A 23,178-nucleotide genomic window follows, 5' to 3' on the forward strand; every position below is an offset into this window, starting at 1 on the left:
GCAGTCATCGCCGGGATCACAGCCGATTGAAGAAGCTGCTCAGGCGATCCATGCCCTCTTCCAGCCTCGCAAAGCCTTCCGAGCCGAAGCAGATGCGCAGATGCCCTTCGCCCGCCGCACCATAGAAACTGCCGGCCTCGACGACGACATGTGCCTGCTCGAGGATCATATCGGCGAGAAGCTGGGATGGCAGGCCGGTGCCCGAGATATCGGGAAATGCATAGATGGCGCCTTGCGGCAGGGCGCATCGCACACCCGGCATTTGGTTCAGCCGCTGCACCACGAAATCACGCTTGCGGCGATCCTCCTCGACCAGCGCGGCGAGAACATCGCCCGGTCCGGTGATGGCCGCATGGGCGCCGGCCTGGATGAACGTGTTCACATGCGTGACATCGTTCGCCGTGATCTTGAGTAGTCCCGCCATGGCCCAGGTCGGTGCGGCGAGATAGCCGATGCGCCAGCCATCCATCGCGAAGGACTTGGTGAAGGCGAAGGCCGAGAAGGTCCGCTCGGCCATGCCGGGAAGCGAAGCGATGCTGACATGTTCGCCCTCGTCATAGACGATGTCCTCATACACCTCATCGGCGAAGACCAGCAGGTCGTGCCGGCGCGCGAGTTCCGCGAGCCCTTCGAGCTCCGCCCGCGTGAACACCCGCCCCGTCGGGTTTACCGGATTGACGAGCACGATCATTCGCGTCCGGCTCGTGATCCGGCTTTCGATGCGCTCCGGCGCGAGCCTGAAATCATCGGCCGGGTCGAGCGCCGCGAAGACGGGCTTGGCTCCGGCGAGCTCGATCTTGCCGATATGCTGCGGGTAATGGGGATCGATCAGGATGACCTCGTCGCCCTGGTCAAGCAGCGCCATGAAGACGGCGAAAGCCGCATGCGTCAGCCCGTTCGTAACGAGGACGGTCTCGGGCTCGGCTGCGATGCCGTTGCGCGCCTGCAGCTTCTCCGCGAGGACATTTCGCAACCGTGCCGTTCCGGGCAGGTCGCTGTAGTGGACATCACCGGCGAGCAAGGCGTCGATTGTAGCCCGCTTGATGTGCTCCGGCGTGTCCGCTGCCGGCCGCCCCAGTTCCAGATGAATCAGATCATGGCCGGCACCGCGCAGCGCCGCCGCCTTCTGGTACATGCCGAAGGATTTCTTCGGCGTCCCCGAAATCCGCTGAGCCACTCGCTTCATCGTCCGGCCTCCTTGGACGCGATGGCGCTCGCCTGTGTCCGCCGAGCAACCGCTTCGATCTCGACCTTGATCTCCTCGACCGGAAAACCGCAGAGGATCGTCGTATTGGTCGGCCGCGGATCGACAAACTGCTCACCGAGGACCTTGGAAACGGCGAGAACATCGCCGCGCTCGGCGAGGTAGACGCGCACTGACACGATATCGGCGAGGGTCGCATCGGCCTGCGCCAACGCGTCCGCGATGGTCTGCAGGGCACGGCGCGCCTGATCCTCTGCCGAAGCCGGAAAGGCTCCGCTCACCGGGTCATAGCCAGCCGTCCCCGACACGAAGATCCAATCCCCGTCGACGAGCGCGCGCGAATAGCCGGCCAGCTCCTCAAATTTCGAACCCGAGTAGATCGCTCGCCGGCTCATGGGCTTCCTGTGAGTGCTCGTTTGATCAAATAATCGATTCTGCTTTTAGCATATCCGGAACGACATGCAACGGGTGGAGCGCAGTGATTGCGGAAGTGGAATGTCAGGCGGACCGCCCGGCACGCACCGCGACCGAAGGCGTCAAGCGGCAGAGCCCATCGAGCGGGGACGGGACGCGGCGCACCTTGGCGAATGGCGTCGTCTTGGACGGACTGCGCGCTCCGAGAAGGATAAGGGGCCAGACTCGACGTCCACCCTTCGGCGGCTCGTCAACGTGATGCGCTGAGTCTGTTGGAACAGACCGGGACAAGCGACGCCGCGATGGAAACCGTCGCACCGTTGCTCATATGCGCAATGGGCCGCCCGAATTCGGCGACCGATCGTGCGCGTTCAATTCGAACCCACCAGACGACGATATTGTGCCCCGCTTGGGCCAGCGTCCGCTGCACCGCTTCGACGATAATCCATCGGAGACTGTCCTTCCCAGCGCTGGAACGCCCGGGTGAAATGCGACGCGTCCGAATAGCCGAGCATCATCGCGAGTTCCGTCACGCCTGTGCGGCTGTCCTTGAGCCATGTTGTCGCGAGTTTATGGCGCCGATCGTCGAGGATTTTCTCGAAAGGTGCTCCGCCATTGTCCAGTCTGCGCTGCAATGTGCGCGGCGACAACCCCAGGATGCGGGCAGCTATCTGCAACGTCATTGGCCGATGCGCGAGAGACGCATCGATCATCCGCCCGATCGCGAGCTCGATGTCATCCACGCCCGGCCGGAAGGTGCCGATCGGCTCCTGACTTGTCGGAGCGGACGCCCGACCAAGCATCGAGCCTTTCGTGTGCAGCGGCGTAGAGAGAGCGGCCCGCTTCATGTGAATGAGCGTTTCGCCCTGGTTCCCGAAGCTGACCGGCGCCTGGAAATGATCTTCGTAGCGCGCTCGGCGCCCCTTGCAGGCATGCGGGAAGCTGACGTGCCGGGGCGCCCAGCCCTCGCCTATCAGATAGCGAAGCATACCGACATTGAACGCCGCCGCTCCTTCGTGAAGCAGCCAGGCCGACTCGTCGTCGCCGTCGAGACGATGGCTCCAGATGATCTCGTCGTCCCGCTTCAGCAGCGCGATGGAGACGTGCGATTGCATCGTGGGCATCAAATTGATCTGGTTCTGAAGGCAGGCCTCGGGCGTCGCGCCGCGTTCCATCGCCTGGCCGATCGCTCCAAGCTTGGCTGGGTCGGCAGCCTGGCCGAGAGATAGCCCGATCTCTGCGACCCCCAGGCAACGCGCAGAGAGCGCCAGGGCATGATTGACCTGTGATCGCGCAACCACTTTCGCCGAGGTTACGTCATCCAGGCTCATGCCGACCTGACGGAAGATGCTGTCAGGGTTCACGCCGGCTGACGTAAGATAGGCCGGCAGCATGTGGAGCAGGGCGGCACGGGCCGCAGCGCGTGACATATTGCTCCCCCCTGCCCATGTCGTCGCATTTGAGCCTGCCCCAGCACCTTACGCTAGGGCAGTCGCTGCCATCATGACGAAGCACTCCGCTGATGCAAATGAAATTCGCGCGCTAATCATGTGAATCGCAGTTGAGCGCCTCAACTAATCTCCTTGAGAAAAGAAGGCATCATCGTTGGGGAATACGGGCGCCGGCGCATGGCGGCCGAGATAGGATTTGAAAGTCGCCTGAAAGAACAGTGACGGTTTCATCTCCCTGGCGAGCTCGTCGATGCGCTTCTGCAACGCTGCAACCATTGCCGGGTTCTCGGCGGCGAGGTTCTTTGACTCGCCGGGATCCTTCGCGACGTCGTAGAGTTCCAGCTTGGCCGGGAGGGTTGCGCGCCAGGACAGCTTCCAGTCTCCCTGGCGGACTGCGCCCCGAAACATCTCGATATTGTAGACAATCTCCTTCCGGGGCGACGGGGCGCCCTGACTGATGGTCTGCCACACGTCGCTGCCGTCGAGCGGCTGGGTGCCGGTGACGGCCGCGCCGGCCTGCTTCGCGAGCGTCGGCAGCATGTCGACGACGTGGAGAGGCTGGTCGACCTTGCCAGGCTTGACGTGCCCCGGCCAGTTCACCAACGCCGCCGCGCGGGTTCCTCCCTCGTAGAGTGAGCCCTTGCCCTCGCGGAACGGGCCGTTATTGGCGGGCAGATCGCCCTTGGTCTCGATCTGCCCGGCAAAGGCAGCCGATTTCACTCCGCCATTGTCGCTGTGGAAGATCACCAGCGTGTTCTCGCGCATGCCCTTCTTCTGGAGCGCGTCGAGCACGGCGGCGATCTGGTCGTCCATCGCGGCGATCATCGCCGCATAGGTGCGCCGGTTCGGGTCCGAGATCGACTTGAAGCGGTCGACATACTGCTGCGGCGCCTGGAACGGAGTGTGCGGCGCGGTGAAGGCCAGATACATGAACATCGGCTTCTTGGCGTCGCGCTTCTCGATATAGCGCACCGCGTCCTTGCCGAGCAGCGTGGTGACGTAGCCGGGCTCCTCGAGCTTCTTGTTGTTGCGGTACCAGTCGGTGACGCCGTGGACCTTGTGCGTGAAGTAGTCGATCTCGCCGATCATGGCGCCGTATTGGTAGTCGAAGCCGCGCTGCTTCGGCCACAGCTTGGTGTCGCCATGGCCAAGATGCCATTTTCCGATGATGGCGGTGTCATAGCCGGCTTCCTTGAGGATCTGCGGCAGCAGCTTTTCGTCGAGCGGGATGCCGAAATTCTGCTCGGGCAGGATGACGAAGCTCTGCAGGCCGTAGCGCATTGGATAGCGGCCGGTCATCAGCGCCGCGCGTGTCGGCGTGCACATCGGCTGGACGTAGAACTGATCGAGCACCGCGCCGTCGCTGGCAAGCTTATCGATCGTCGGCGTGGCGAGGTCCTTGCTGCGGAAGCCGACGTCGTTCCAGCCGAGATCGTCGGCGACGATATAGAGGATGTTGGGCTTCGGCGCCGATTGCGCCATCGCCGCGGCAGGGGCCAGCAACGCCAGGGTGAAGCAGGCGGAACGAACGGAGGGGAACATATTGTGGTCTCCCATCAACTTGCGGGCAAAAGCGCGCGTTGCCGCTGAGCACGGAACCCTGCTGCAGCGCGTCGAAGATGAAATTGTCGTTGCGATAGTCGACCGTCACCAGAACCTGCAGAGTTCGGACGAAGGGGCCTTGGATATGCGGTTGACCGCCGCCTGGGTGATAACGGTACCGTTGGTGACGGCGGCCACCACGCAGCCCCAGGACCGGAGGCGTACTGCCGGAGCGGGCCGAATCGCAGGCTAACACCATCGTGCGGGGATGATAGACCGTCCGCCGCCGCGTATGACGAACCGCGCAATGGTGAGCCCTGCGCCTGGCGGCGGGCTGCGCCAGTCGACCGAGAAGCGGAGGAAGGGAGGGAGTTGCAGCCAGAAGAGAAGCCCCGAGCGCAGGGAATGAATTGCGTGATGTCATCGGAGAGCGCGGACGATGCGAATATCAGCGCTCACTCCTAGCTGCCGGCCGCGCGCTCGACTTGCCATTTCGCGCCAAATCCAGGCACGCATCTTCGCGCGACGCCGTGACGACGCGGCACGGACAGCTGCCGATCAGGGCAGATGACGCGCCTCACGGCTCCCGGAGTTCAAAGAGTTGCGCTTCCTGGCGCCCTGGTTCGCGTTGGTGGCGCTCGCCTTCTCCACGACGGCCCGGTGAAGTCAGGGCCACCCACCATCACGGCCGCCCGCGCGCCCGAGCACGTCGGATCGCAGGCCTGTGCGGGCTGCCATGCGCCACAGGCGGCGGCCTGGGCCACATCCCATCACCCCCACCGTGGGCGGCGACTTCTCGGCCCAGTTGCCGACGAATTTCCAGATAGTCCGGGACACGCTCGCGGAATCGATAGATGCCGGTCTTGGTATGCTTTCAGAGGCACGACACTGCGCGCCACCTGCGCGCACCCCTCCGACGGCCAAGCTCTTGCTTTGCCTAGTCTCTCTGGAAAATCAATCCCTTGGCGGGATGATGGCGGACAGGGAGGGATTTGAACCCCCGATACCCTTGCAGGTATGCCGCATTTCGAGTGCGGTGCATTCAACCACTCTGCCACCTGTCCGCGGTCGCCTTCGGTCGAAGCGAGGCGGTTACTACACAAGCCATCGCCAGGGGGCAAGCCTCTCCGCCAGGAGAAATCCACTCTTCCCCGCCGCTTTTGCTTGACCTCACGCACGAGCCCGACTATCGAGCACCGTCCGGCGTGGGGAAACCCGCGCCTGATCTCTTTTGGCCTGCGTGATGCGTCGCAAGCCGGCAAGAGCAAACCAGACCACGCAACCGACTGCCAAAAAGCCGTCCCGCATGCGCGTCCTTTCCGGAGGCCATGACAGGACGGGGCCGAACATGGAGGACAAAATGTTCGCAGTCATCAAGACCGGCGGGAAGCAGTTCCGCGTCGCCGCCAACGACAAGATCACCGTTGCCAAGATCGAGGGCAACCCGGGCGACACCGTCGCCTTCGGCTCCGTGCTGATGCTCACCGAAGGTGAGAAGACCACGCTCGACACCAAGGCCCTTTCCGAGATCACCGTCGCCGGTGAGATCGTCGAGCAGGCCCGTGGCGAGAAGGTCATCGCCTTCAAGAAGCGCCGCCGCCAGAACTCGAAGCGCAAGCGCGGCTTCCGCGCCGAGCTGACCGTCATCCGCATCACCGACATCCTCACCGGCGGCAAGCAGCCGGAGATGAAGAAGGGCGATGTCTCCGCCGCCGAGCCGGCTGCCGCCAAGGCGAAGGCTGCTCCGAAGGCCGCCAAGGCCGAGGCCGGCGAGGAAGGCGACGCGCCGAAGAAGGCTGCCGCCAAGAAGGCCCCTGCCAAGAAGGCCAAGGACGAGGCGTCCGAGACCTGAGGTCGGGTTTCCCGGCGTCAACATTCGCGCCGGATCATCATTTGCCCAGGCTTCGGCCTCGGCCTGTCGCTCCTGACAGAATGGTGCTCCGGCATTTCGTATCCGAGACGGGTGGCTTTCGCCGCCGTTTCGGGTTAGAGAGACACGACAAGTTTTGAGGTAGGGCGTTATGGCTCACAAAAAGGCAGGCGGCTCGTCGCGTAACGGCCGCGATTCAGAGAGCAAGCGACTCGGCGTGAAGCGCTTCGGCGATCAGACCGTCGTTGCCGGCAACATCATTATTCGTCAGCGCGGCACCAAGTGGCATGCCGGCGCCAATGTCGGCATGGGCAAAGACCATACCCTCTTTGCGACGACGAATGGCCGCGTCCGATTCACGACGAAACTCGGCCGAGCTTTCGTGAACGTAGTCCCGGCCCAAGAGGCCGCAGAGTAAAAGGCGGATAGGGAAATCTCTCGATCCGCCGGTTCCATCGAACCGAACGGATCAAGGGGTAAATGGCCCGAAGAGGGTCTCCCGAAGGTCAGCGAAGGGGAGATGGGACCAAAGTCCCAGCTCCCTTTTTTCGTTTGCGCCGACGGAGAGACACAATGTTCCCCGAACTGACCCGCGACGATGTCTTCCGGCTCGAGACCCGGCGTCTCTGGCTGCGTTGGCCCCGCATGGCCGATGCCAATGCCATCCTTCGCCAGGCCGGCGAGAAAGCGGTGGCGGAGATGACAGCGTCGATCCCACACCCCTACCCGCCCGAGGCGGTCGAGCCCTTCATCTTCGCGATGCGCAAGGGCAATGCGCTGGGCGAGCATCTGGTGCTGGCGATCACGCCGCGTTCGAAGCCGAACGAGGTCATCGGCATGATCGGTGCGCACAAGCAGGCTTCGGGCGTGCCTTTCATCGGCTACTGGCTCGGCACGCCGCACTGGAGCAAGGGCTACGCCACCGAAGCGGTGCAGGCGCTGATCGACACCCTGTTCTCGCTGGTCGACCTGCCGGCGATCGAGGCCGATACCCGCGTCATCAACCCGGCCTCGCGGCGAGTGCTGGAGAAGTCCGGCTTCCGGCCTGAAGGCTCGTTCCTGAAGTCGCTGCCGGCGCGCGGCGGGCTGTTCCCCTGCGAGCAGTTCCGGCTCGACCGCTCGACCTGGGCGGCGCTCAAGAGCTGGGGCGCCAGCGGCTGGGCGCATGCGCCCGAGCGGGAAACTGGCGAGGAGCCGGCGCACGCGCCGACGCTCGGCATGCCCCCGCGCCGCCAGCAGGAACAGGCCGAGCCTTGCCCGGCTTGAAGCCCACGCAGACGTCGATGCTCGCCCTTGTGGCGAGCATCCACGTCTTGAACGCAGCCCTGGAGCAAAGAAGAGGTGGATGGTCGGGACAAGCCCGACCATGACGGTGGCGCGACGTCGCGCTACTTGACGAAAGTGCCGTGCAATTCGTCTTCGATATGCACGCGGATGATCTCCTCGAAGCTCGACTCGCTTTTGAAGCCGAGCGCCAGCGAACGCTGCGGATTGAAATCGCGCGGCCAGCCCGCGACGATCCCATCGATCACCGGATCGGGCACGCGCTTGATCCGGGCTACGACATTGTCGCCGGCGACCTTGCGCAGCGCCTCGATCTGCTCGGCAACCGTGCAGGAATAGCCCGGCATCGTCAGCACCCGGCGCGGGCCGATCGCAGCCGTGTCCATCGTCGCGGCATGGATGAGGAAGCCGACCGCCGAACGCGGCGAGGCATGCCAGTGGCGCACCTGATCCGAGACCGGCAGCACCGCCTCCTCGCCGTTCAGCGGCTCGCGGATGATGTTGGAGAAGAAGCCCGAGGCTGCCTTGTTGGGCTTGCCGGGGCGCACGCAGATCGTCGGCAAGCGGATGCCGACGCCGTCGAAGAAGCCGCGCCGCGAATAGTCGCAGAGCAGCAGCTCGCCGATCGCTTTCTGCGTGCCGTAGCTGGTCAGCGGCGTGGTGAAGAACTCGTCCTCGATCTTGTCGTGGAACGGCGCACCGAACACCGCGATCGAGGAGGTGAAGACCAAGCGCGGCTTGTAGCCGCCGCCGGCCTTGCGGATCGCCTCGAAGAGATGGCGCGTACCGTCGAGATTGATCCGGTAGCCCTTGTCGAAATCGGCTTCGGCCTCGCCGGAGACGATGGCCGCGAGATGGACGATCAATTCGGGCCGGGTCGCGATCAGGCTCTCCGCCTCGCCCTCGATCGAAAGATCGGAGATCACCGCCTCGAAATCGAAGGGAGCGGCCGGCGGGGGTGAGGCGACGACGACGTCCTGCGCGGTCACGCGGGTCACCGGCTTGCCGCCGAGCGCGCCGTCGCGCGCCAGCCGCTCGATGAACTTGCGTCCGACCATGCCGGCGCCGCCAAGAACGAGAATATGCATCGAATCTGTCCTGAAGGTTGGGTCTGATTGGTTAGCGTCGGTCAGTTCGGAAGATGGCCGTCGAGATCGTCCTCGATATGGACGCGGATGATCTCGTCGAAATCGCGTTCAGCCTTGAAGCCCAGCGCCCGCGCGCGCTTGGCGTCGAACCGCGTCGGCCAGCCGGCGACGATGGCGGAAGAGGCAGGATCGGGCGCGCGCCTGATCAGCTTGACCGCCCGGTCGCCGGCAACGCGCCTGAGCGCCTCGATCTGCTCGCCGACCGTAACGCAAACGCCCGGCATGGTCAGGTTGACGCGCGGGCCGAGTTGCTCGCGCGAGAGCCCGGAAGCATGGATCAGGAAGCCGACGGCCGCGCGCGGGCTGGCATGGGTGAAGAGCACTTCGTCGCCGACCGGCAGCAGCGCCTCCTGCCCCTGCAATGGCTCGCGGATGATACCTGAGAAGAAGCCCAGCCGAGGCGTTCGGCTTGCCCGGCCGGACCACGATCGAGGGGAAGCGGATGCCGACCCCCTCGACGAAGCCGCGCCGCGTGTAGTCGGCCAGCAGCAATTCCCCGATGGCCTTCTGCGTGCCGTAGCTGGTCAGCGGCGTGACATGGAACTCATCGGAGATTACGGAGGGGAACGGCGCGCCGAAGATGCCGCTCGAGCTGGTGAAGACAAGCTTCGGCACGTAAGCCGCGCCGCCCTCGTGCAGGATCGCTTCCAGCAGATTGCGCATGCCGTCGAGATTGACGCGGTAGCCCTTGTCGAAATCGCGCTCGGCCTCGCCGGAGATGATCGCGGCAAGGTGGAAGATCAGGTCCGGACGGAGTGCGGCGAGTTCCTTCGCCACAGCCGCGTCGCCCGAATCCTCGACGCGGATCGTCGCCCGGCTCGCGAGATCGGGCGGCAGGGAGGCGGGCGCGACATCGGTGAGGGTGAGTTTGCCAATTTCCTTGCCGGCGCAACTTCCCTCGCGCGCCAGACGTTCCGCCAGTTTCCGGCCGACCATGCCGGCCGCCCCCGTGATCAGAACATGCATGGGCGCTCCCTACCCGTTCTCGTGCCGGGGCGCTTCTTGTCGCGCCCTTGAACGATGGCGGACGGAAGACCGCCCGCCATCCGCAGTCGCGCTCAGAGCGCGAAGCCGCCATCCGCCAGATGGATCTGGCCGGTGGTGTAGCTCGACTCGTCGGCGGCGAGATAAACCGCGAGCCAGGCGATCTCCTCGGCCGTGCCGAGGCGGGCCATCGGCTGGCGATCGATGAAAGCCTGCCGGGCGGCGGCCTCGGTCGTCCCGGTGGAAGCAGCGAGGTCCTTGATGCGCTGGTCGAGCGAGGGCGACTGGATCGTGCCCGGGCAGATCGCGTTGGCGCGGACGCCCTTCTTGATGTAGTCGGCCGCAACGGCCTTGGTCAGGCCGATCACCGCCGCCTTGGTCGCGCCATAGGCGTAGCGATTGGGGATGCCGCGCACCGAGCCGGCGCCCGAGGCAATGTTGATGATCGAGCCGTTGTGCTTCTCCAGCATGCCCGGCAGGAACGCCTGGATCGTCCGATGCATCGCCTTGACGTTGAGGTCGAAGGAGAAGTCCCAGGCCTTGTCGTCAGTGTTCAGCACCGTGCCGTGATGGACGAAGCCCGCGGCGTTCACGAGAACGTCGATCGGGCCGACCTTCTCGGCGAAGGCGTTGACCGCCTTGGTCGAGAGCACGTCGAGCTTGCGCTTCTTCGCCTTTGGGATGCCTTCGAGCAGGCCGACATCCTTGTCGGTCGCCCAGACTGTGGCTCCCTCGGCCACGAAAGCCTCGGCAATGGCCCGGCCGATCCCCTGCCCCGCGGCGGTGACGACCGCGACCTTGCCCTTCAAACGTCCTGCCATACTCGTTTCCTCTTTAGCCGGCTTTTACAAAAGTCTTGCGCATATGGGTGAGCCGCCGGTCGGCCATGTCCTCATGATGCGTGATGGCGAAGCCGAGGCGCTCGTACCAGCCGATGCGCTGGGCCAGTTTGGCGTGGGTGTAGAGGTGGACGGAGCCGTAGCCGAGCGCCCGCGCCCGTTCGTCAGCGAAGGCCATCAGCGCTGCGCCCAGCTTGCGGCCCCCGGCCTCCGGCGCGACCGCGATGCTCCAGACCGTGAAGGCCTGCGGCTCGACCTCGAGAACGATGGCGGCCTCGAGGCCCTTCTCGCCATCCACCAGCCAGACCTCATGCTCGGAGACGACCTGCCGGTAATCGGCGATGCGCGGCAGCGACGGAACGCCGATGATGCTCTCGTTTGGAGTATACGCCGCGTTCTTGAGGGCGAGGATGGCCGGAATGTCGGCATAGCCCGCGCGGCGCAGTGCGGCAGCCCCCGCCTGTGCGGCGATCTGGTTGAAGGCGCCGAGCGAACGCTTCTGGTTGCCCTGTCCGTCGAAATTCTCCGGCGCCAGCCAGCGACGGAAGGCCTGAGCGCGCACCGGCCACTCGCTATCAAGGATCGAGAACCAGGCGGTGTCGCGGTTCTCGCCCTTCACCACCATGTGCTGGCGGAACAGCCCCTCATACTGGAAGCCGAAGCGCAGGGCGGCGCGCTTGGAGGGCTCGTTGCGGTTGTTGCACTTCCACTCGTAGCGGCGATAGCCGAGCGAGAAGCCGTAGTCGCCGACGAGATAGATGGCTTCCGTCGCCGTCCGCGTGCGCTGCAACGCCGGGGAATAGGTGATCCAGCCGACCTCGAACACGCCATGCTCGGGCCGGATCTCCATGATCCAAAGATGGCCCTTGGCCTTGCCGTCGGCCTTGTCGATCACGGCGAGCGGGACGATGCCCGCCTTCGCCACCATCGAATCCAGCAAGGCGCGGTATTCGTCCTTGCTCTTCGGCGGGGTGGCCGGCAACCAGTCCCAGACGCTGTCATGCCCGGCATTGGCAGCCCAGATGTCATCGAGATGGCGGCTGACATCGAGCGGCTCGAGCCGGCAATATTGCCCGTCCAGAACCTTGGCCGGCGGGAATGGCGGCGCCTTCCAGTCGAGTGTCATGACAGTCCCTTCCCCCGCCAGCTCGTGAAATCCTGCTGAACGCTCCAGCCCGAGCCGAGCTCTTCCGCAATGGCATGGGCGAGCGCATGCCCCTCGGCCTCCCAGGCCATGCGCTCGACCTGATCGGCGAAGTCGGACGCTACCGGATCATCCTCGTCATAGATCGCGTCGAACGCATCCATCCAGGCTTCGAGCCGATCTCCGATCCCCTCGGACAGGCCAAGATCCTCGGCATCAACGGCCTTGCGCTTGCCCTTGCCGTCGACCTGCCAGAGCCCGCTACGCCCGAGCCATTCCGGCGCGATCAGGAGCGTGCCGCTCATGAGCGCTCCCCGAGATCCTTGGTGAAAAACGGATTGAGCGGCACCGAAGCGCCGTTACCGGCAAAGCCCTTGAAACTCCCCTCCTCCGCGATCAGCCGCGTCGCCTCGATGAAGGCGGCCCAGGCTGCCCTTGCCAAGGCGGCGCCGATCGAGATGCGCCGCACGCCAACCGCCGCGATATCCGCGACAGAGAGCCCGAAATCGCCATAGACCAGCGCGTTCACCGGCTTTCCCCCGGCCGCGGAGACGATGGTGGCGATATCGGCCGCGGTCTTCGGCCCGGGGGCATAGAGCACATCTGCACCAGCCGCCGCATAGGCCTCGATCCGGCGCACCGCTTCCTTGAGCGGCTCCGAATGACCGGTCAGGAAGCATTCGGCACGGGCCGTCAGCACGATGCCGGAGCCGGTGTCGTCGATTGCCTTGCGCGCGGCCTTGACCCGCTCGACCGCAAGCTCGAAGGCATAGAGAGGATCGTCCGTGCGCCCGGTCGCATCCTCGATCGAGAGGCCGGCGACGCCGGTCGCGACGCAGAGCTTGACGTTGGCGGCGACGCCGTCCGGCGTATCGGCATAGCCGTTCTCGAAATCGGCATTGACTGGCAGATCCGGCACAGCCTTCACCATCTCGGCGATGTGGGCGAGCATCATGTCCCGCGGCACATCCTGATCGGCACGCGCCTGCGTGAAGGCGAAGCCGGCGCTCGTCGTCGCCAGCGCCTTGAAGCCCTGTCCGCGCAGCCAGCGCGCCGAACCGAGATCCCAGGGATTGGGCATCACGAAGCAACCAGCCTCGTGCAGCTTGCGGAAGGCTTCGACTTGCGGGCTATGTGCCATTTTAAATCGTTTCAAATGGAGACCAATGCGAGGGTCGCATAGTGTCCAGCGCGCACGCATTTGTCAGCCCCGAAGCCGCGCATCGGCGGACGGGCGCCGTTGCGCATGGCGAATGCCGCCGCAGCCGTCATTCTCGGGCGGCACGAAGGGCCGACCCGAGAATCTCTCGCTGGAAGAGGCGCATTCTTCGGCACGAGATGCGCGGGACAGGCCCGAGCATGACGCGCCAGGGAAGCGCCGCACTCAGTGGTTATCGCGCGGGATACCGAACTTCTTGTGGATCTTCTGGTACTTGACGGCCGGCTTGAGGACCATGCCCTCGGACAGCTCGCCAACGATCTTGCGCTGGATCTCCTGCCAGGGCGTCTGGCTCTTCGGATATTTGTAGCCGCCCGACGCCTTGAACGCCGCCTTACGCTCAGCCAGTTCCTCGTCCGAGATCAGGATGTTGGCGCTGCGTTTCTTGAGGTCGATACGGACCTTGTCGCCGGTCTTCAGCAGCGCCAGGCCGCCGCCGGTCGCCGCCTCCGGCGAGGCGTTGAGGATCGAGGGCGAGCCGGAGGTGCCGGACTGGCGCCCGTCGCCGACGCAAGCGAGCGCGGTGACGCCCTTCTTGATCAGGTAATCCGGCGGCCGCATGTTCACCACCTCGGCCGCGCCGGGATATCCGATCGGGCCGACGCCCCGGATGAACAGGATGCAATGCTCGTCGATGGCGAGCGCCGGGTCGTCGATGCGGTGGTGGTAGTCCTCCGGCCCGTCGAAGACGATGGCGCGGCCCTCGAAGGCCATCGGATCCTTCGGATTCTCCAGATAGCGCTTGCGGAATTCCGGGGTGATCACGCTGGTCTTCATGATCGCGGAATCGAAGAGATTGCCGGAGAGGTTGAGGAAGCCGGACTGGGCCTTCATCGGCTCGTCATAGCTCTTGATGACCTCGCGGGCGATGGAGAAGGCGCCCTTGCAGTTCTCTTCCAGGGTGTGGCCGTTGGCGGTGATGGCGGGCTTCAGCTTGCCCTTCTCCACCAGCTCCGCGATCACGGCCGGCAGGCCGCCGGCGCGATAGTAATCCTCGCCGAGATACTCGCCGGCCGGCTGCAGGTTGACCAGCAGCGGGATCTCGTAGCCGATCTTGGTCCAATCCTCGTTGTCGAGTTCGACGCCGATATGCTTGGCGATGGCGTTGACGTGAACAGGCGCATTGGTCGAGCCGCCGATCGCCGAATTGATGACGATGGTGTTTTCGAAGGCCTCGCGCGTCAGGATCTTCGAGGGGATCAGGTTCTCCCAGACCATCTCGACGATGCGCTTGCCCGTCAGATAGGCCATCTCATAGCGGTCGCGATAGGGCGCGGGGATCGCGGCGGCGCCGGGCAGCGTCATGCCCATGGCTTCCGCCAGCGAGTTCATCGTCGAAGCCGTGCCCATGGTGTTGCAGTGGCCGGCCGACGGCGCCGAGGAGGCGACGAGTTCGACGAAGCCCTTATAGTCGATCTCGCCCGCCGCCATCATCTGGCGCGCCTTCCAGACGATCGTGCCGGAACCGGTCCGCTCGCCGCGGAATGAGCCGTTCAGCATCGGCCCGCCCGGCAGTGCGATCGCTGGGATGTCGACCGTCGCGGCCGCCATGATCTGCGCCGGGGTCGTCTTGTCGCAGCCCGTCGTCAGCACCACGCCGTCGAGCGGGTAGCCGTAGAGTATCTCGACGAGGCTGAGATATTGCAGGTTGCGGTCGAGCGAGGCGGTCGGCCGCTTGCAGGTTTCCTGAATCGGATGGATCGGGAACTCGAAGGGCACGCCACCCATCTCGCGGATGCCGTCGCGGACGCGGTGCGCCAATTCGATATGGTGGCGATTGCACGGGGCGATATCGGAACCGGTCTGGGCGATGCCGATGATCGGCCGGCCGGACTGCAACTCGTCGCGCGACAGGCCGAAATTCATGGTGCGCTCGATATAGAGCGCGGTCATATCCGCATTCGCGGGATTGTCGAACCACGCCTTGGAGCGCAACTGCTCGGGCTTGATGCGCCGAACCGGCTTCTTGCCGGGGGTCTTGCCAGGTGCCTTGGCCATCTCGTTTCCTCTCGCGCGGCACGGCGCTGACGGCCGTTTGCCGATCTCTCATTCAAACGATTTGAGACAAGCCATCATGCCGATCGCCGGTAGCTCGGCAAGGGCCATTCTGCTTGATAGTCATACTAATTATTCATGCTGTATGCAGTATGCAATAACCCACGATGCGCGGCGCACGCTTGCCAGCCCTGCCGGTTTGGCGCCAAGAAAAGGCGGGTCAGAAGGCACGCCCTCACAGAACCGGCCAATCTGCCCGTCCGAAATGCGCCGCTGAGGAAACGCGCCATGTCCCTTCACGTCGTCCCATCCTTCGCCCGCATCGGCGAGGAGAACGCCTTCGCCGTGCTGGCGCGCGCGACCGAGCTGCAGCGACAGGGCAAGGACATCATCAATCTCGGCATCGGCCAGCCGGATTTCGCCACGCCCGAGCACATCGTCGAAGCCGCGGTGAAGGCGCTGCGGGATGGCCATCACGGCTACACCCCGGCGAACGGCATCCTGCCGCTGCGCGAGGCCGTCGCCGCCGACCTGCACAAGCGCTTCGCGGTCGAGGTCTCTCCTGAGAGCGTAATGATCGTGCCGGGGGGCAAGGTCACCATGTTCATGGCGATCCTGATGTTCGGCGAGCCCGGCGCCGAAATCCTTTATCCGGACCCCGGCTTCCCGATCTATCGCTCGATGATCGAATATACCGGCGCGACGCCCATCCCGGTGCCGGTCCGCGAGGAGAACGGTTTCGCCTTCTCCGCCGAGGAGACGCTCGCGCTGATCACGCCGAAGACCCGGCTCCTCATCATCAACTCGCCGGCCAATCCGACCGGCGGCGTGACGCCGAAGAGCGAGATCGACAAGCTCGTCGCGGGGCTGGCTGATTTCCCGGACGTCGCGGTGATGTCGGACGAGATCTACGACCAGATGGTCTATGACGGCGAGAAGCATGTCTGCCTTCTCAGCTATCCCGAGATCCGCGACCGCCTCATCCTGCTCAATGGCTGGTCCAAGACCTATGCGATGACGGGCTGGCGCCTGGGCTACTCGGTCTGGCCCAAGCCGCTGCTCGACAACGCCCGCAAGCTTGCGGTGAACTCGCATTCCTGCGTCAACGCCCCCGCGCAATGGGCAGGGCTGGCGGCGCTCACCGGCCCGCAGGACGCCGTCCACACGATGGTCGCCGAGTTCGACCGGCGCCGTAAAGCGGTGGTGAAGGGGCTGAATGGCCTGCCGGGCGTCTCCTGCGCCGTGCCGAAGGGCGCCTTCTATGCCTTCCCCAACATCACCAAGACCGGCTGGAAGGCGAAGAAGCTCGCCTCGGCCCTGCTGGAGGAAGCCGGCGTCGCCACAATCGGGGGACCCGATTTCGGCGTCCATGGCGAAGGCTACATCCGTCTCTCCTACGCCAACTCGCTGGAGAACATCGAGAAGGCGCTCAAGCGGATGGGCGCTTTCCTCGAGAGCCGGCACGGGGTCTGAACATGGTAACCTGTCATCTGCGCTATATCATCGATCCCCATCAGCTCCCGGCCTTCGAGGCTTACGGCAAGCTCTGGATCCGGCTGGTCGAGAAATTCGGCGGCAAGCACCACGGCTATTTCATGCCGTCGGAAGGCGTGTCCAACGCGGCGCTCGCCTTGTTCAGCTTTCCCACACTGGCGGCCTATGAGGATTACCGCAAGCGCTCCTTCGACGATCCCGAATGTCAGGCCGCCTTCGCGATGAACGAAAAGGACCGCTTCATCATCAGCTACGAGCGGTCATTCTTCCGGCCGGTCTTCGAGGATGATCAGGGCGTAAAGCGCGCGCCCTGAGAGCCCCCTCAGTTCCGCGCCGCGCTCGCGGTGACGCCGGGATCGACCTTGAAGCTCGAGGCCTCGATCACCGCCGTTCCGATCATCGTCTTCACGGAGATGCGCACCGGCACCATCACATCGGTGCCGGCGACCGGCGCCAGCCAGGCTGTGATGTCTCTGTTCTCGGTCATGAACTTGGTGCTGGGCCGGAGCGCCCGGTGGCCCGAAATCGGCACATAGCGCGCCTGGCAAATGGAAACCGGACCGCTATAGCCATCGAGCTTGACGTTGCGGGTCCCGGCGCTGCTGAGCTTGATGTCGTAGCGCGCCGCGCCGTCGAAGATCGGCAGTGTGCGGTTGCAGGCGCCGTCCCTGCCCTTGCCGTTGACCGGCATGAGGAAAGCGCTGAGCGGATCGACGATGTTGCGCTTGTGCCCCTCGGTGACCGGCACGCGGTCGGGCTTGTCGTCGATCGGCGGCTCGATATCGATGCCCGCGACGCTGTTATCCGCGAGTGCCATGCGCACGGTGCGGCTCTCGCTGGAATTGGCGGAGCTGACGGCGAAGGTCCTGGGCGCGAGCTTGCCGCCCACCAGTGCCCCGGTCGCCGCGCCAGAGCCGCGGCCGCCGGTCACGCCGCCGACGATTCCCGTCAGCTTCGCGGCCATGTCGAGCTTGTAGCTCGATCCGTCGATACCGCCTGAGAGGCTCGCGGTGCCCAACGTGATGCCGAGAAGGGAGACGTCGTAGCGTGCATCGAGCGAGGCCGCCTCGGCAATCTCGGCCAGACAGGCTGCGAGAACCAGCGCTGCGAGGGACGATGCGACGGCGGATTTCATCCATTGCCTCCGGAACGGCGCGATCCTGCGCGACATGCACTCTGAATCGGTCCGAATCGTGACCGGTTTCCCATCGCAGCGAAGCGACGGCCGGACGAAGCATCCGATGCCGGTCTTTACACCTCGTTAACGCTGAAGGCGATGTGAACAGGCCGCGGGAGTTTTCCTTGACGGGGCCTGCGAGCTTGGCTATGGAACCACGACTTCAATTTGACTTCCGGTGCTCGCCGGCACGTCGCGTGTCGGTTTTTTTGTTTGAGCGACCTGGGGATGTAAGGAACGATTGCCATGGCCCGCCGTTGCGAACTGACCGGGAAAGCCACCCAGACCGGCCACCTCGTCAGCCACTCGAACCGCAAGACGAAGACTGTCTTCCGCCCGAACCTCGTGAACGTCACGCTGCAGTCGGACGCGCTCGGCCGTTCGGTGCGCCTGCGCATTTCGGCCAACGCCCTGCGTTCGGTCGAGCATCGCGGCGGCCTCGACGCCTTCCTGCTCAAGGCTGCGGCCGGCGACCTCTCGGTCGGCGCGCTCACCCTGAAGCGCGACCTCGAGAAGAAGCTTATCGCCAACTGAGCGGGCTTCTCTTTCGGGGTTGAACGAAGCGGCCGAAAGGCCGCTTTTTTCGTTTGGGCCACACCAGCCGTCATTCTCGGGCGCAGCGAGGCGGAGACCCGAGAATCTCGGGCGGGAAGAGGCTCCTGTTCCACTGGTCATGAGATGCTCAGGTCAAGCCCGAGCATGACGTTCTCTCTACGGAAGCAGCTCGAATTCCAGCAGCACCGTCCGCTGCAGGAAGGAGAAATTGTCGTCCGAGATCAGGGTCAGCACTGTGCGCCCGTTTTCCTGATGGACGGACAGCCCTTCCATATTGTCGATCTCATAGCCGAGATCGGCCTCGATCAGCCGCGGTCCATCCACCAGCGCGCCCGGCCGGATGTCGCGCCCGGCGATTCGCCTCATCCTCATGCCGACGCCCCGCAGCGGCTGGTACCAGCGCTCGAGCAGCAGCATGTCGCCAGACGGCAGAAATGCGAGATCGGTGATGTCGTAGCCGTCATGCCTGATGACCTTGAACAGCCCCGGCTGGGGACCGCCGAGAATCGCGCCGAGCGTCGGCTCGTCCTCCTTGCCCGATCGCTCGGCGACCGCGACAAGCGCGCCCTTCAGCGGTCCTACCGGCACCACACCCAGCGCCTCCAGCCCGCGATTACGCGGCAGGCGCTTGATTTCAGGTGGCACGGGCACCGATCGCGCCCGCGCTTCGACGCCCTCGCCCGCCCAGTCGAAACGCACGATCTCGTGCCGACGCTCGATCCCGACATGGGCAACGCCATCGGCGATGCAGAGGCTCTCGGTGTCGAAGAGCCCCGAACGCGCAAGCGGCCGTCCGGAAGCGCCGAGGATGGCAGCCATCTCGGCATCGGCGAGGCCGGTAAGCTTGCCCCCTTGCGAAGCGATTCTTGCCGTCAGCCAGTAGCCGCGGTCGGTCACTGCGACGAGATCGCGTCCCTCGTTGAGTCGAGCCATGCCAGAGAAACCGCCAAAGCGCGGATGGCCGGACGACAGCACGAGCCCGCTGCGGAACTGGAGCGCGCCGAATCGGCGCCGCTCGGGGTTGCGCGGCTCGAAGGCCGCGAGCGGCCGGGCCGAAACAGAGACTGGAAAGCGAGTCTGCTCGGCGGCCTGCGCCACCCCCGGCAGCACCAGGCCGCCGAGGCCCGCAAGCGCGGCGCGCCGTGTCAGGCGCATCAATGCAGGCGGCGCGACGTGGGACCGGCGGCTGGCCCGTCCTCTTCGAAAAGCTCGGCGAGCTTCTCGGTCATCACGCCCCCCAGCTCCTCGGCATCGACGATGGTGACGGCGCGGCGGTAGTAGCGCGTGACGTCGTGGCCGATGCCGATGGCAATGAGTTCGACCGGCGAACGGCTCTCGATCTCGGCGATGATATGGCGCAGATGCCGCTCGAGATAATTACCGGCATTGACCGAAAGGGTGGAATCGTCGACCGGCGCGCCGTCCGAGATCACCATCAGGATCTTGCGCTGCTCCGGCCGGCCGAGCAGGCGCTTATGCGCCCAGTCCAGCGCTTCGCCGTCGATGTTCTCCTTGAGCAAGCCCTCGCGCATCATCAGGCCGAGATTCTTGCGCGCACGCCGCCATGGCGCGTCGGCCGCCTTGTAGATGATGTGCCTGAGGTCGTTGAGGCGGCCGGGATTGGCGGGCTTGCCCGACTGCAGCCAGGCCTCGCGCGACAGCCCGCCCTTCCAGGCGCGGGTCGTGAAGCCGAGGAGCTCGACCTTGACGCCGCAACGCTCCAGCGTGCGTGCGAGGATATCGGCGCAGGTAGCGGCGACCGTGATCGGCCGTCCGCGCATCGAGCCGGAATTGTCGATCAGCAGGGTCACCACCGTGTCGCGGAAATTGACGTCCGATTCCCGCCGGAAGGAGAGCGGCTGGAACGGGTCGATGATGATGCGTGGCAGGCGGGCAGGATCGAGCGCGCCTTCCTCCAGATCGAACTGCCAGGAACGGTTCTGCTGTGCCATCAACCGCCGCTGCAGGCGGTTGGCGAGGCGTGCGACGACGCCCTGCAGATTCGCGAGCTGCTTGTCGAGATAGGCGCGCAGGCGCGTCAGTTCCTCGGCGTCGCAAAGCTCCTCGGCCGTGACGATCTCGTCGAACTTGGTCGTATAGGCCTTGTAGTCGGTCTGGGGGCGTTCGTTGCCGCGGCTCTCGCGCGGACGCGGCGCCTCGCCGGCCTCCTCGGATTCGGAGCTGTCATCCTCCTCGTCCCAGTCGCCCGCCGGCGCGTCGGTCGCCTCGGAGGCGCCCTCCTGCAGCTCCTCGGTCGCGTCTTCGCTGACCTCGACCTCGGAGCGGTCCGCGCCGCTCTCCTGCTCGGATTCGCCTTCCTGCTGCTGCTGGTCCTCGGAGGACTGGTCCTGGTTGTCCTCGTCCTCCTCGGACTCGTCGCCCTGCGCGGTCTGGTCGGCCATGTCGAGCGAGGCCAGCATGTCGCGCACCGTACGGGCGAAGCCGCGCTGGTCCTCGATCGTCTTGGAGAGCCTGTCGAGATCGCTCCCGGCCTTGGCTTCGATCTGCTCGCGCCAGAGCTCGACGATCTTCTCGGCCGCCTTCGGCGGCTTCAGGCCTGTCAGACGCTCGCGTACCATCAGCGCCAGCGCGTCCTCGAGCGGCGCGTCGGCGCGATCGGTGATTTCCTCGTAACGCCCGCCGCGATGATAGCGATCCTCCAGCATCGCGGTGATGTTGCCGGCCATGCCGGACATCCGCCGCGCGCCGATCGATTCGACGCGCGCCTGCTCGACGGCATCGAAGACGGCGCGGGCAGCATCGCCCTCCGGCGCGGCCCGGCGATGGATCGCGGCGTCATGGCAGGCAAGGCGTAGCGCCATCGAATCGGCATGGCCGCGAAGGATCGCGACATCGCCGACGCTGAGCTTGCGCGGCGGCTCGGGCAGTCGCGCCCGCTCGCCGACCAGCGACGGCTTGTCCGAGGCAAAGACGATTTCCATCTCAGGCTTGCGCGCGATCGCCTTCATCGCGCCCGAGATCGCCCGCTTCAGCGGCTCGGCCGGGGCTTCCTTCGGCGTTCCAGGCTTGCGGTTCGAGATGCTCATAGCGCCTTCGTGAAGTGATGCAGCGTTTGACCCGCCACCGGATAGTTCTCCATCCGGCCGCATTCGCGATAGCCGAGCTTGGGATAGAAGCCCGGCGCCTGGATGCTCATCGTACCCAGAAAGACACCTTTGGCGCCGTGCTGGCGAGCCTCGTCTTCGGCTCGCGCGACCAGCGTCTCGCCCAATCCCGCGCCGCGATGGGCCTCGTCGATCCAGAGCAGATCGACATAGAGCCATTCCCATTTCAGCTCGCCGACGAGGCCGCCGACGATCTCGCCGCTCTCGTCGCGCAGGCTGATGGCCAGCGGTTTGGCGTTCCGGGGGCCGACCTTCGCCTGGTTATGCGCGCTCAGGCCACGCAACACCGCGGCACGCGTCTCGTCCTGCTCGGGCTCGACCGTGATCGCGACCACAACCCCTCCTAGCGCGAACGCCCGTCATAGGCCGTCGGCGACAATTCGGTCGGCTCGACGCCGGCGAGGCAGCGCACATTGACCGCGACCATCGGCGTGCCGTCGGGCCCATTCGCCTTGGCAAAGGATTCGATGCCGCAGGTCTCGCAGAACAGATGCTGGATCTTCTGCGTGTGGAAACGGTACTCGGTCAGCGCATCCTCACCCTTGGTGAGGGTGAAGGTGCTGGCGGGCGAGAACGCGAGGATCGAGCCACGGCGCTGGCAATAGGAGCAGTTGCAGGTGAGCGTCGTCCCGAGATCGGCCTCGACCTCATAGGCGACACGCCCGCAGTGACAGCTTCCCTGATACTGCGCCATGGCTTGTGTCCTCTCGTTAGCTCAGCACCACATTCGCCGCGCTTTCCGGCAGCTCCTTGCCGAAGGAGCGCTGGAAGAACTCTGCCACCAGCGTGCGCTCCATCTCGTCGCACTTGTTCAGGAAGGTGACGCGGAAGGCGAAGCCGATATCGCCGAAGATCGCCGCATTCTCCGCCCAGGTGATGACCGTGCGCGGGCTCATCACGGTCGAGAGATCGCCGTTCATGAACGCGTTGCGGGTGAGATCGGCGACGCGGACCATCTTGTTGACGATGTCCTTGCCCTCCGGGCTCTTCTGGTAGTGCTTCGACTTCGCGAGAACGATCGCGACCTCGTTGTCATGCGGCAGATAGTTCAGCGTGGTGACGATCGACCAGCGGTCCATCTGGCCCTGGTTGATCTGCTGCGTGCCGTGATAGAGGCCCGAAGTGTCGCCAAGACCAACCGTGTTGGCGGTCGCGAACAGCCGGAAGGCCGGATGAGGGCGGATGACGCGCTTCTGGTCGAGAAGCGTCAGCTTGCCGGACTGTTCGAGCACGCGCTGGATCACGAACATCACGTCCGGGCGGCCGGCGTCATATTCGTCGAAGACGAGCGCGATGTTGTTCTGCAGCGCCCAGGGCAGGATGCCGTCCTGGAACTCGGTGATCTGCTTGCCTTCCTTGAGCACGATCGCATCCTTGCCGACGAGATCGAGGCGCGAGACGTGGCTGTCGAGGTTGACGCGGACGCAGGGCCAGTTGAGGCGGGCGGCGACCTGCTCAATATGGGTCGACTTGCCGGTGCCGTGATAGCCCGAGATCATGACGCGTCGGTTATGCGCGAAGCCGGCGAGGATCGCGATGGTGGTGTCGCGGTCGAAACGGTAGTCGGGGTCGAAATCGGGCACATGCGGATCGGCTGCCGAATAGGCCGGCACTTCGAGGTCCGTATCGATCCCGAAAGTCTGCCGAACCGACAACTTCATGTCGGGCAATCCGGGCGCGGTCGTCGTCGTCATCATCTTGTCTCCAGGCGCAGGGCCGTGGCCGGCTACATG

21 protein-coding genes, 1 tRNA gene and 3 pseudogenes are annotated in these 23,178 nt (G+C 65.1%); 6 read left to right on the plus strand and 19 right to left on the minus strand.

From position 1 onward, the window contains the following. Window positions 1–16: 16 nt before the first annotated feature. The 5 genes from AB4Z16_RS07320 to AB4Z16_RS07340 all read right to left on the minus strand — a co-directional run bounded on the left by AB4Z16_RS07320 (window position 17) and on the right by AB4Z16_RS07340 (window position 5,675). Window positions 17–1,186 (minus strand): pyridoxal phosphate-dependent aminotransferase, encoded by a 1,170-nt coding sequence (locus tag AB4Z16_RS07320; RefSeq protein WP_441510666.1) that lies wholly within the window; start codon window positions 1,184–1,186, stop codon window positions 17–19. After that, a complete protein-coding gene (locus tag AB4Z16_RS07325; protein WP_441510667.1) occupies window positions 1,183–1,599 on the minus strand; it encodes a RidA family protein in 417 nt (138 codons plus the stop codon). The genes AB4Z16_RS07320 and AB4Z16_RS07325 overlap by 4 nt, the downstream gene beginning before the upstream one ends. Before the next feature lie 390 nt (window positions 1,600–1,989). Then, the gene (locus AB4Z16_RS07330) at window positions 1,990–3,048 is read right to left on the minus strand and encodes an AraC family transcriptional regulator (protein ID WP_441510668.1); all 1,059 of its coding nucleotides are present in this window, start codon (window positions 3,046–3,048) and stop codon (window positions 1,990–1,992) included. 144 nt (window positions 3,049–3,192) lie between these two features. After that, entirely contained in the window at window positions 3,193–4,611 is a 1,419-nt protein-coding gene (locus AB4Z16_RS07335; RefSeq protein WP_441510669.1) for an arylsulfatase B, read from the minus strand. 974 nt (window positions 4,612–5,585) lie between these two features. Continuing rightward, window positions 5,586–5,675: transfer RNA gene (locus AB4Z16_RS07340), tRNA-Ser, on the minus strand. Between the two features lie 296 nt (window positions 5,676–5,971). Between AB4Z16_RS07340 and rplU the strand changes: the two are divergent. The 3 genes and pseudogenes from rplU to AB4Z16_RS07355 all read left to right on the plus strand — a co-directional run. After that, a pseudogene (rplU, locus tag AB4Z16_RS07345) lies at window positions 5,972–6,355 on the plus strand (50S ribosomal protein L21); the annotation flags it as partial. A gap of 277 nt (window positions 6,356–6,632) precedes the next feature. Beyond that, entirely contained in the window at window positions 6,633–6,899 is a 267-nt protein-coding gene (gene rpmA / locus AB4Z16_RS07350; protein ID WP_441510670.1) for a 50S ribosomal protein L27, read from the plus strand. A gap of 155 nt (window positions 6,900–7,054) precedes the next feature. Continuing rightward, window positions 7,055–7,747 (plus strand): GNAT family N-acetyltransferase, encoded by a 693-nt coding sequence (locus tag AB4Z16_RS07355; RefSeq protein ID WP_441510671.1) that lies wholly within the window; start codon window positions 7,055–7,057, stop codon window positions 7,745–7,747. Window positions 7,748–7,869: 122 nt separating this feature from the next. On the opposite strand, the gene denD (AB4Z16_RS07360) is transcribed toward AB4Z16_RS07355, so the two are convergent. The 8 genes and pseudogenes from denD (AB4Z16_RS07360) to AB4Z16_RS07395 all read right to left on the minus strand — a co-directional run bounded on the left by denD (AB4Z16_RS07360) (window position 7,870) and on the right by AB4Z16_RS07395 (window position 15,097). Next, entirely contained in the window at window positions 7,870–8,853 is a 984-nt protein-coding gene (gene denD / locus AB4Z16_RS07360; RefSeq protein WP_441510672.1) for a D-erythronate dehydrogenase, read from the minus strand. Window positions 8,854–8,894: 41 nt separating this feature from the next. After that, a pseudogene (gene denD / locus AB4Z16_RS07365) lies at window positions 8,895–9,879 on the minus strand (D-erythronate dehydrogenase). Between the two features lie 92 nt (window positions 9,880–9,971). Beyond that, complete coding sequence (locus AB4Z16_RS07370) at window positions 9,972–10,718, minus strand: SDR family oxidoreductase (protein WP_441510673.1); 747 nt, start codon at window positions 10,716–10,718, stop codon at window positions 9,972–9,974. Window positions 10,719–10,731: 13 nt separating this feature from the next. Further along, complete coding sequence (locus AB4Z16_RS07375) at window positions 10,732–11,208, minus strand: GNAT family N-acetyltransferase (RefSeq protein WP_441510722.1); 477 nt, start codon at window positions 11,206–11,208, stop codon at window positions 10,732–10,734. After that, window positions 11,206–11,862: pseudogene (locus tag AB4Z16_RS07380) on the minus strand (GNAT family N-acetyltransferase); the annotation flags it as partial. The gene AB4Z16_RS07375 and the pseudogene AB4Z16_RS07380, both read right to left, overlap by 3 nt. Then, on the minus strand, window positions 11,859–12,185 hold the full coding sequence (locus AB4Z16_RS07385) for a hypothetical protein (RefSeq protein WP_441510674.1): 327 nt from the start codon (window positions 12,183–12,185) through the stop codon (window positions 11,859–11,861). The pseudogene AB4Z16_RS07380 and the gene AB4Z16_RS07385, both read right to left, overlap by 4 nt. Next, window positions 12,182–13,021: an isocitrate lyase/PEP mutase family protein gene (locus AB4Z16_RS07390; RefSeq protein WP_441510675.1), complete on the minus strand. Its 840-nt coding sequence runs from the start codon at window positions 13,019–13,021 to the stop codon at window positions 12,182–12,184. The genes AB4Z16_RS07385 and AB4Z16_RS07390 overlap by 4 nt, the downstream gene beginning before the upstream one ends. A gap of 243 nt (window positions 13,022–13,264) precedes the next feature. Continuing rightward, window positions 13,265–15,097: an IlvD/Edd family dehydratase gene (locus tag AB4Z16_RS07395; protein WP_441510676.1), complete on the minus strand. Its 1,833-nt coding sequence runs from the start codon at window positions 15,095–15,097 to the stop codon at window positions 13,265–13,267. Between the two features lie 285 nt (window positions 15,098–15,382). Between AB4Z16_RS07395 and AB4Z16_RS07400 the strand changes: the two genes are divergently transcribed. Together AB4Z16_RS07400 and AB4Z16_RS07405 are read left to right on the plus strand one after the other, a co-directional pair. Beyond that, complete coding sequence (locus AB4Z16_RS07400) at window positions 15,383–16,567, plus strand: pyridoxal phosphate-dependent aminotransferase (RefSeq protein ID WP_441510677.1); 1,185 nt, start codon at window positions 15,383–15,385, stop codon at window positions 16,565–16,567. Window positions 16,568–16,569: 2 nt separating this feature from the next. Further along, entirely contained in the window at window positions 16,570–16,902 is a 333-nt protein-coding gene (locus AB4Z16_RS07405) for an NIPSNAP family protein (protein WP_441510678.1), read from the plus strand. An 8-nt stretch (window positions 16,903–16,910) separates the two neighbouring features. Here AB4Z16_RS07405 and AB4Z16_RS07410 read toward each other — a convergent pair whose 3' ends face one another. Continuing rightward, window positions 16,911–17,723 (minus strand): DUF3108 domain-containing protein, encoded by an 813-nt coding sequence (locus AB4Z16_RS07410; protein ID WP_441510679.1) that lies wholly within the window; start codon window positions 17,721–17,723, stop codon window positions 16,911–16,913. Between the two features lie 288 nt (window positions 17,724–18,011). Between AB4Z16_RS07410 and rpmB the strand changes: the two genes are divergently transcribed. After that, entirely contained in the window at window positions 18,012–18,299 is a 288-nt protein-coding gene (gene rpmB / locus AB4Z16_RS07415) for a 50S ribosomal protein L28 (protein ID WP_441510680.1), read from the plus strand. A 177-nt stretch (window positions 18,300–18,476) separates the two neighbouring features. Here rpmB and AB4Z16_RS07420 read toward each other — a convergent pair whose 3' ends face one another. From AB4Z16_RS07420 to cobS, 5 genes are read right to left on the minus strand one after another with little or no spacing between them, the layout of a single operon-like run. After that, window positions 18,477–19,475 (minus strand): esterase-like activity of phytase family protein, encoded by a 999-nt coding sequence (locus AB4Z16_RS07420; RefSeq protein ID WP_441510681.1) that lies wholly within the window; start codon window positions 19,473–19,475, stop codon window positions 18,477–18,479. Continuing rightward, complete coding sequence (gene cobT / locus AB4Z16_RS07425) at window positions 19,475–21,367, minus strand: cobaltochelatase subunit CobT (protein WP_441510682.1); 1,893 nt, start codon at window positions 21,365–21,367, stop codon at window positions 19,475–19,477. The genes AB4Z16_RS07420 and cobT overlap by 1 nt, the downstream gene beginning before the upstream one ends. Then, a complete protein-coding gene (locus AB4Z16_RS07430) occupies window positions 21,364–21,780 on the minus strand; it encodes a GNAT family N-acetyltransferase (RefSeq protein ID WP_441510683.1) in 417 nt (138 codons plus the stop codon). The genes cobT and AB4Z16_RS07430 overlap by 4 nt, the downstream gene beginning before the upstream one ends. A gap of 8 nt (window positions 21,781–21,788) precedes the next feature. Further along, entirely contained in the window at window positions 21,789–22,139 is a 351-nt protein-coding gene (locus AB4Z16_RS07435) for a GFA family protein (RefSeq protein ID WP_441510684.1), read from the minus strand. Window positions 22,140–22,155: 16 nt separating this feature from the next. Beyond that, a complete protein-coding gene (gene cobS, locus AB4Z16_RS07440) occupies window positions 22,156–23,139 on the minus strand; it encodes a cobaltochelatase subunit CobS (protein ID WP_441510685.1) in 984 nt (327 codons plus the stop codon). Window positions 23,140–23,178 lie beyond the last annotated feature (39 nt).

It is taken from the genome of Allobosea sp. TAF32, from assembly GCF_052113585.1.
Lineage (GTDB): Bacteria > Pseudomonadota > Alphaproteobacteria > Rhizobiales > Beijerinckiaceae > Allobosea.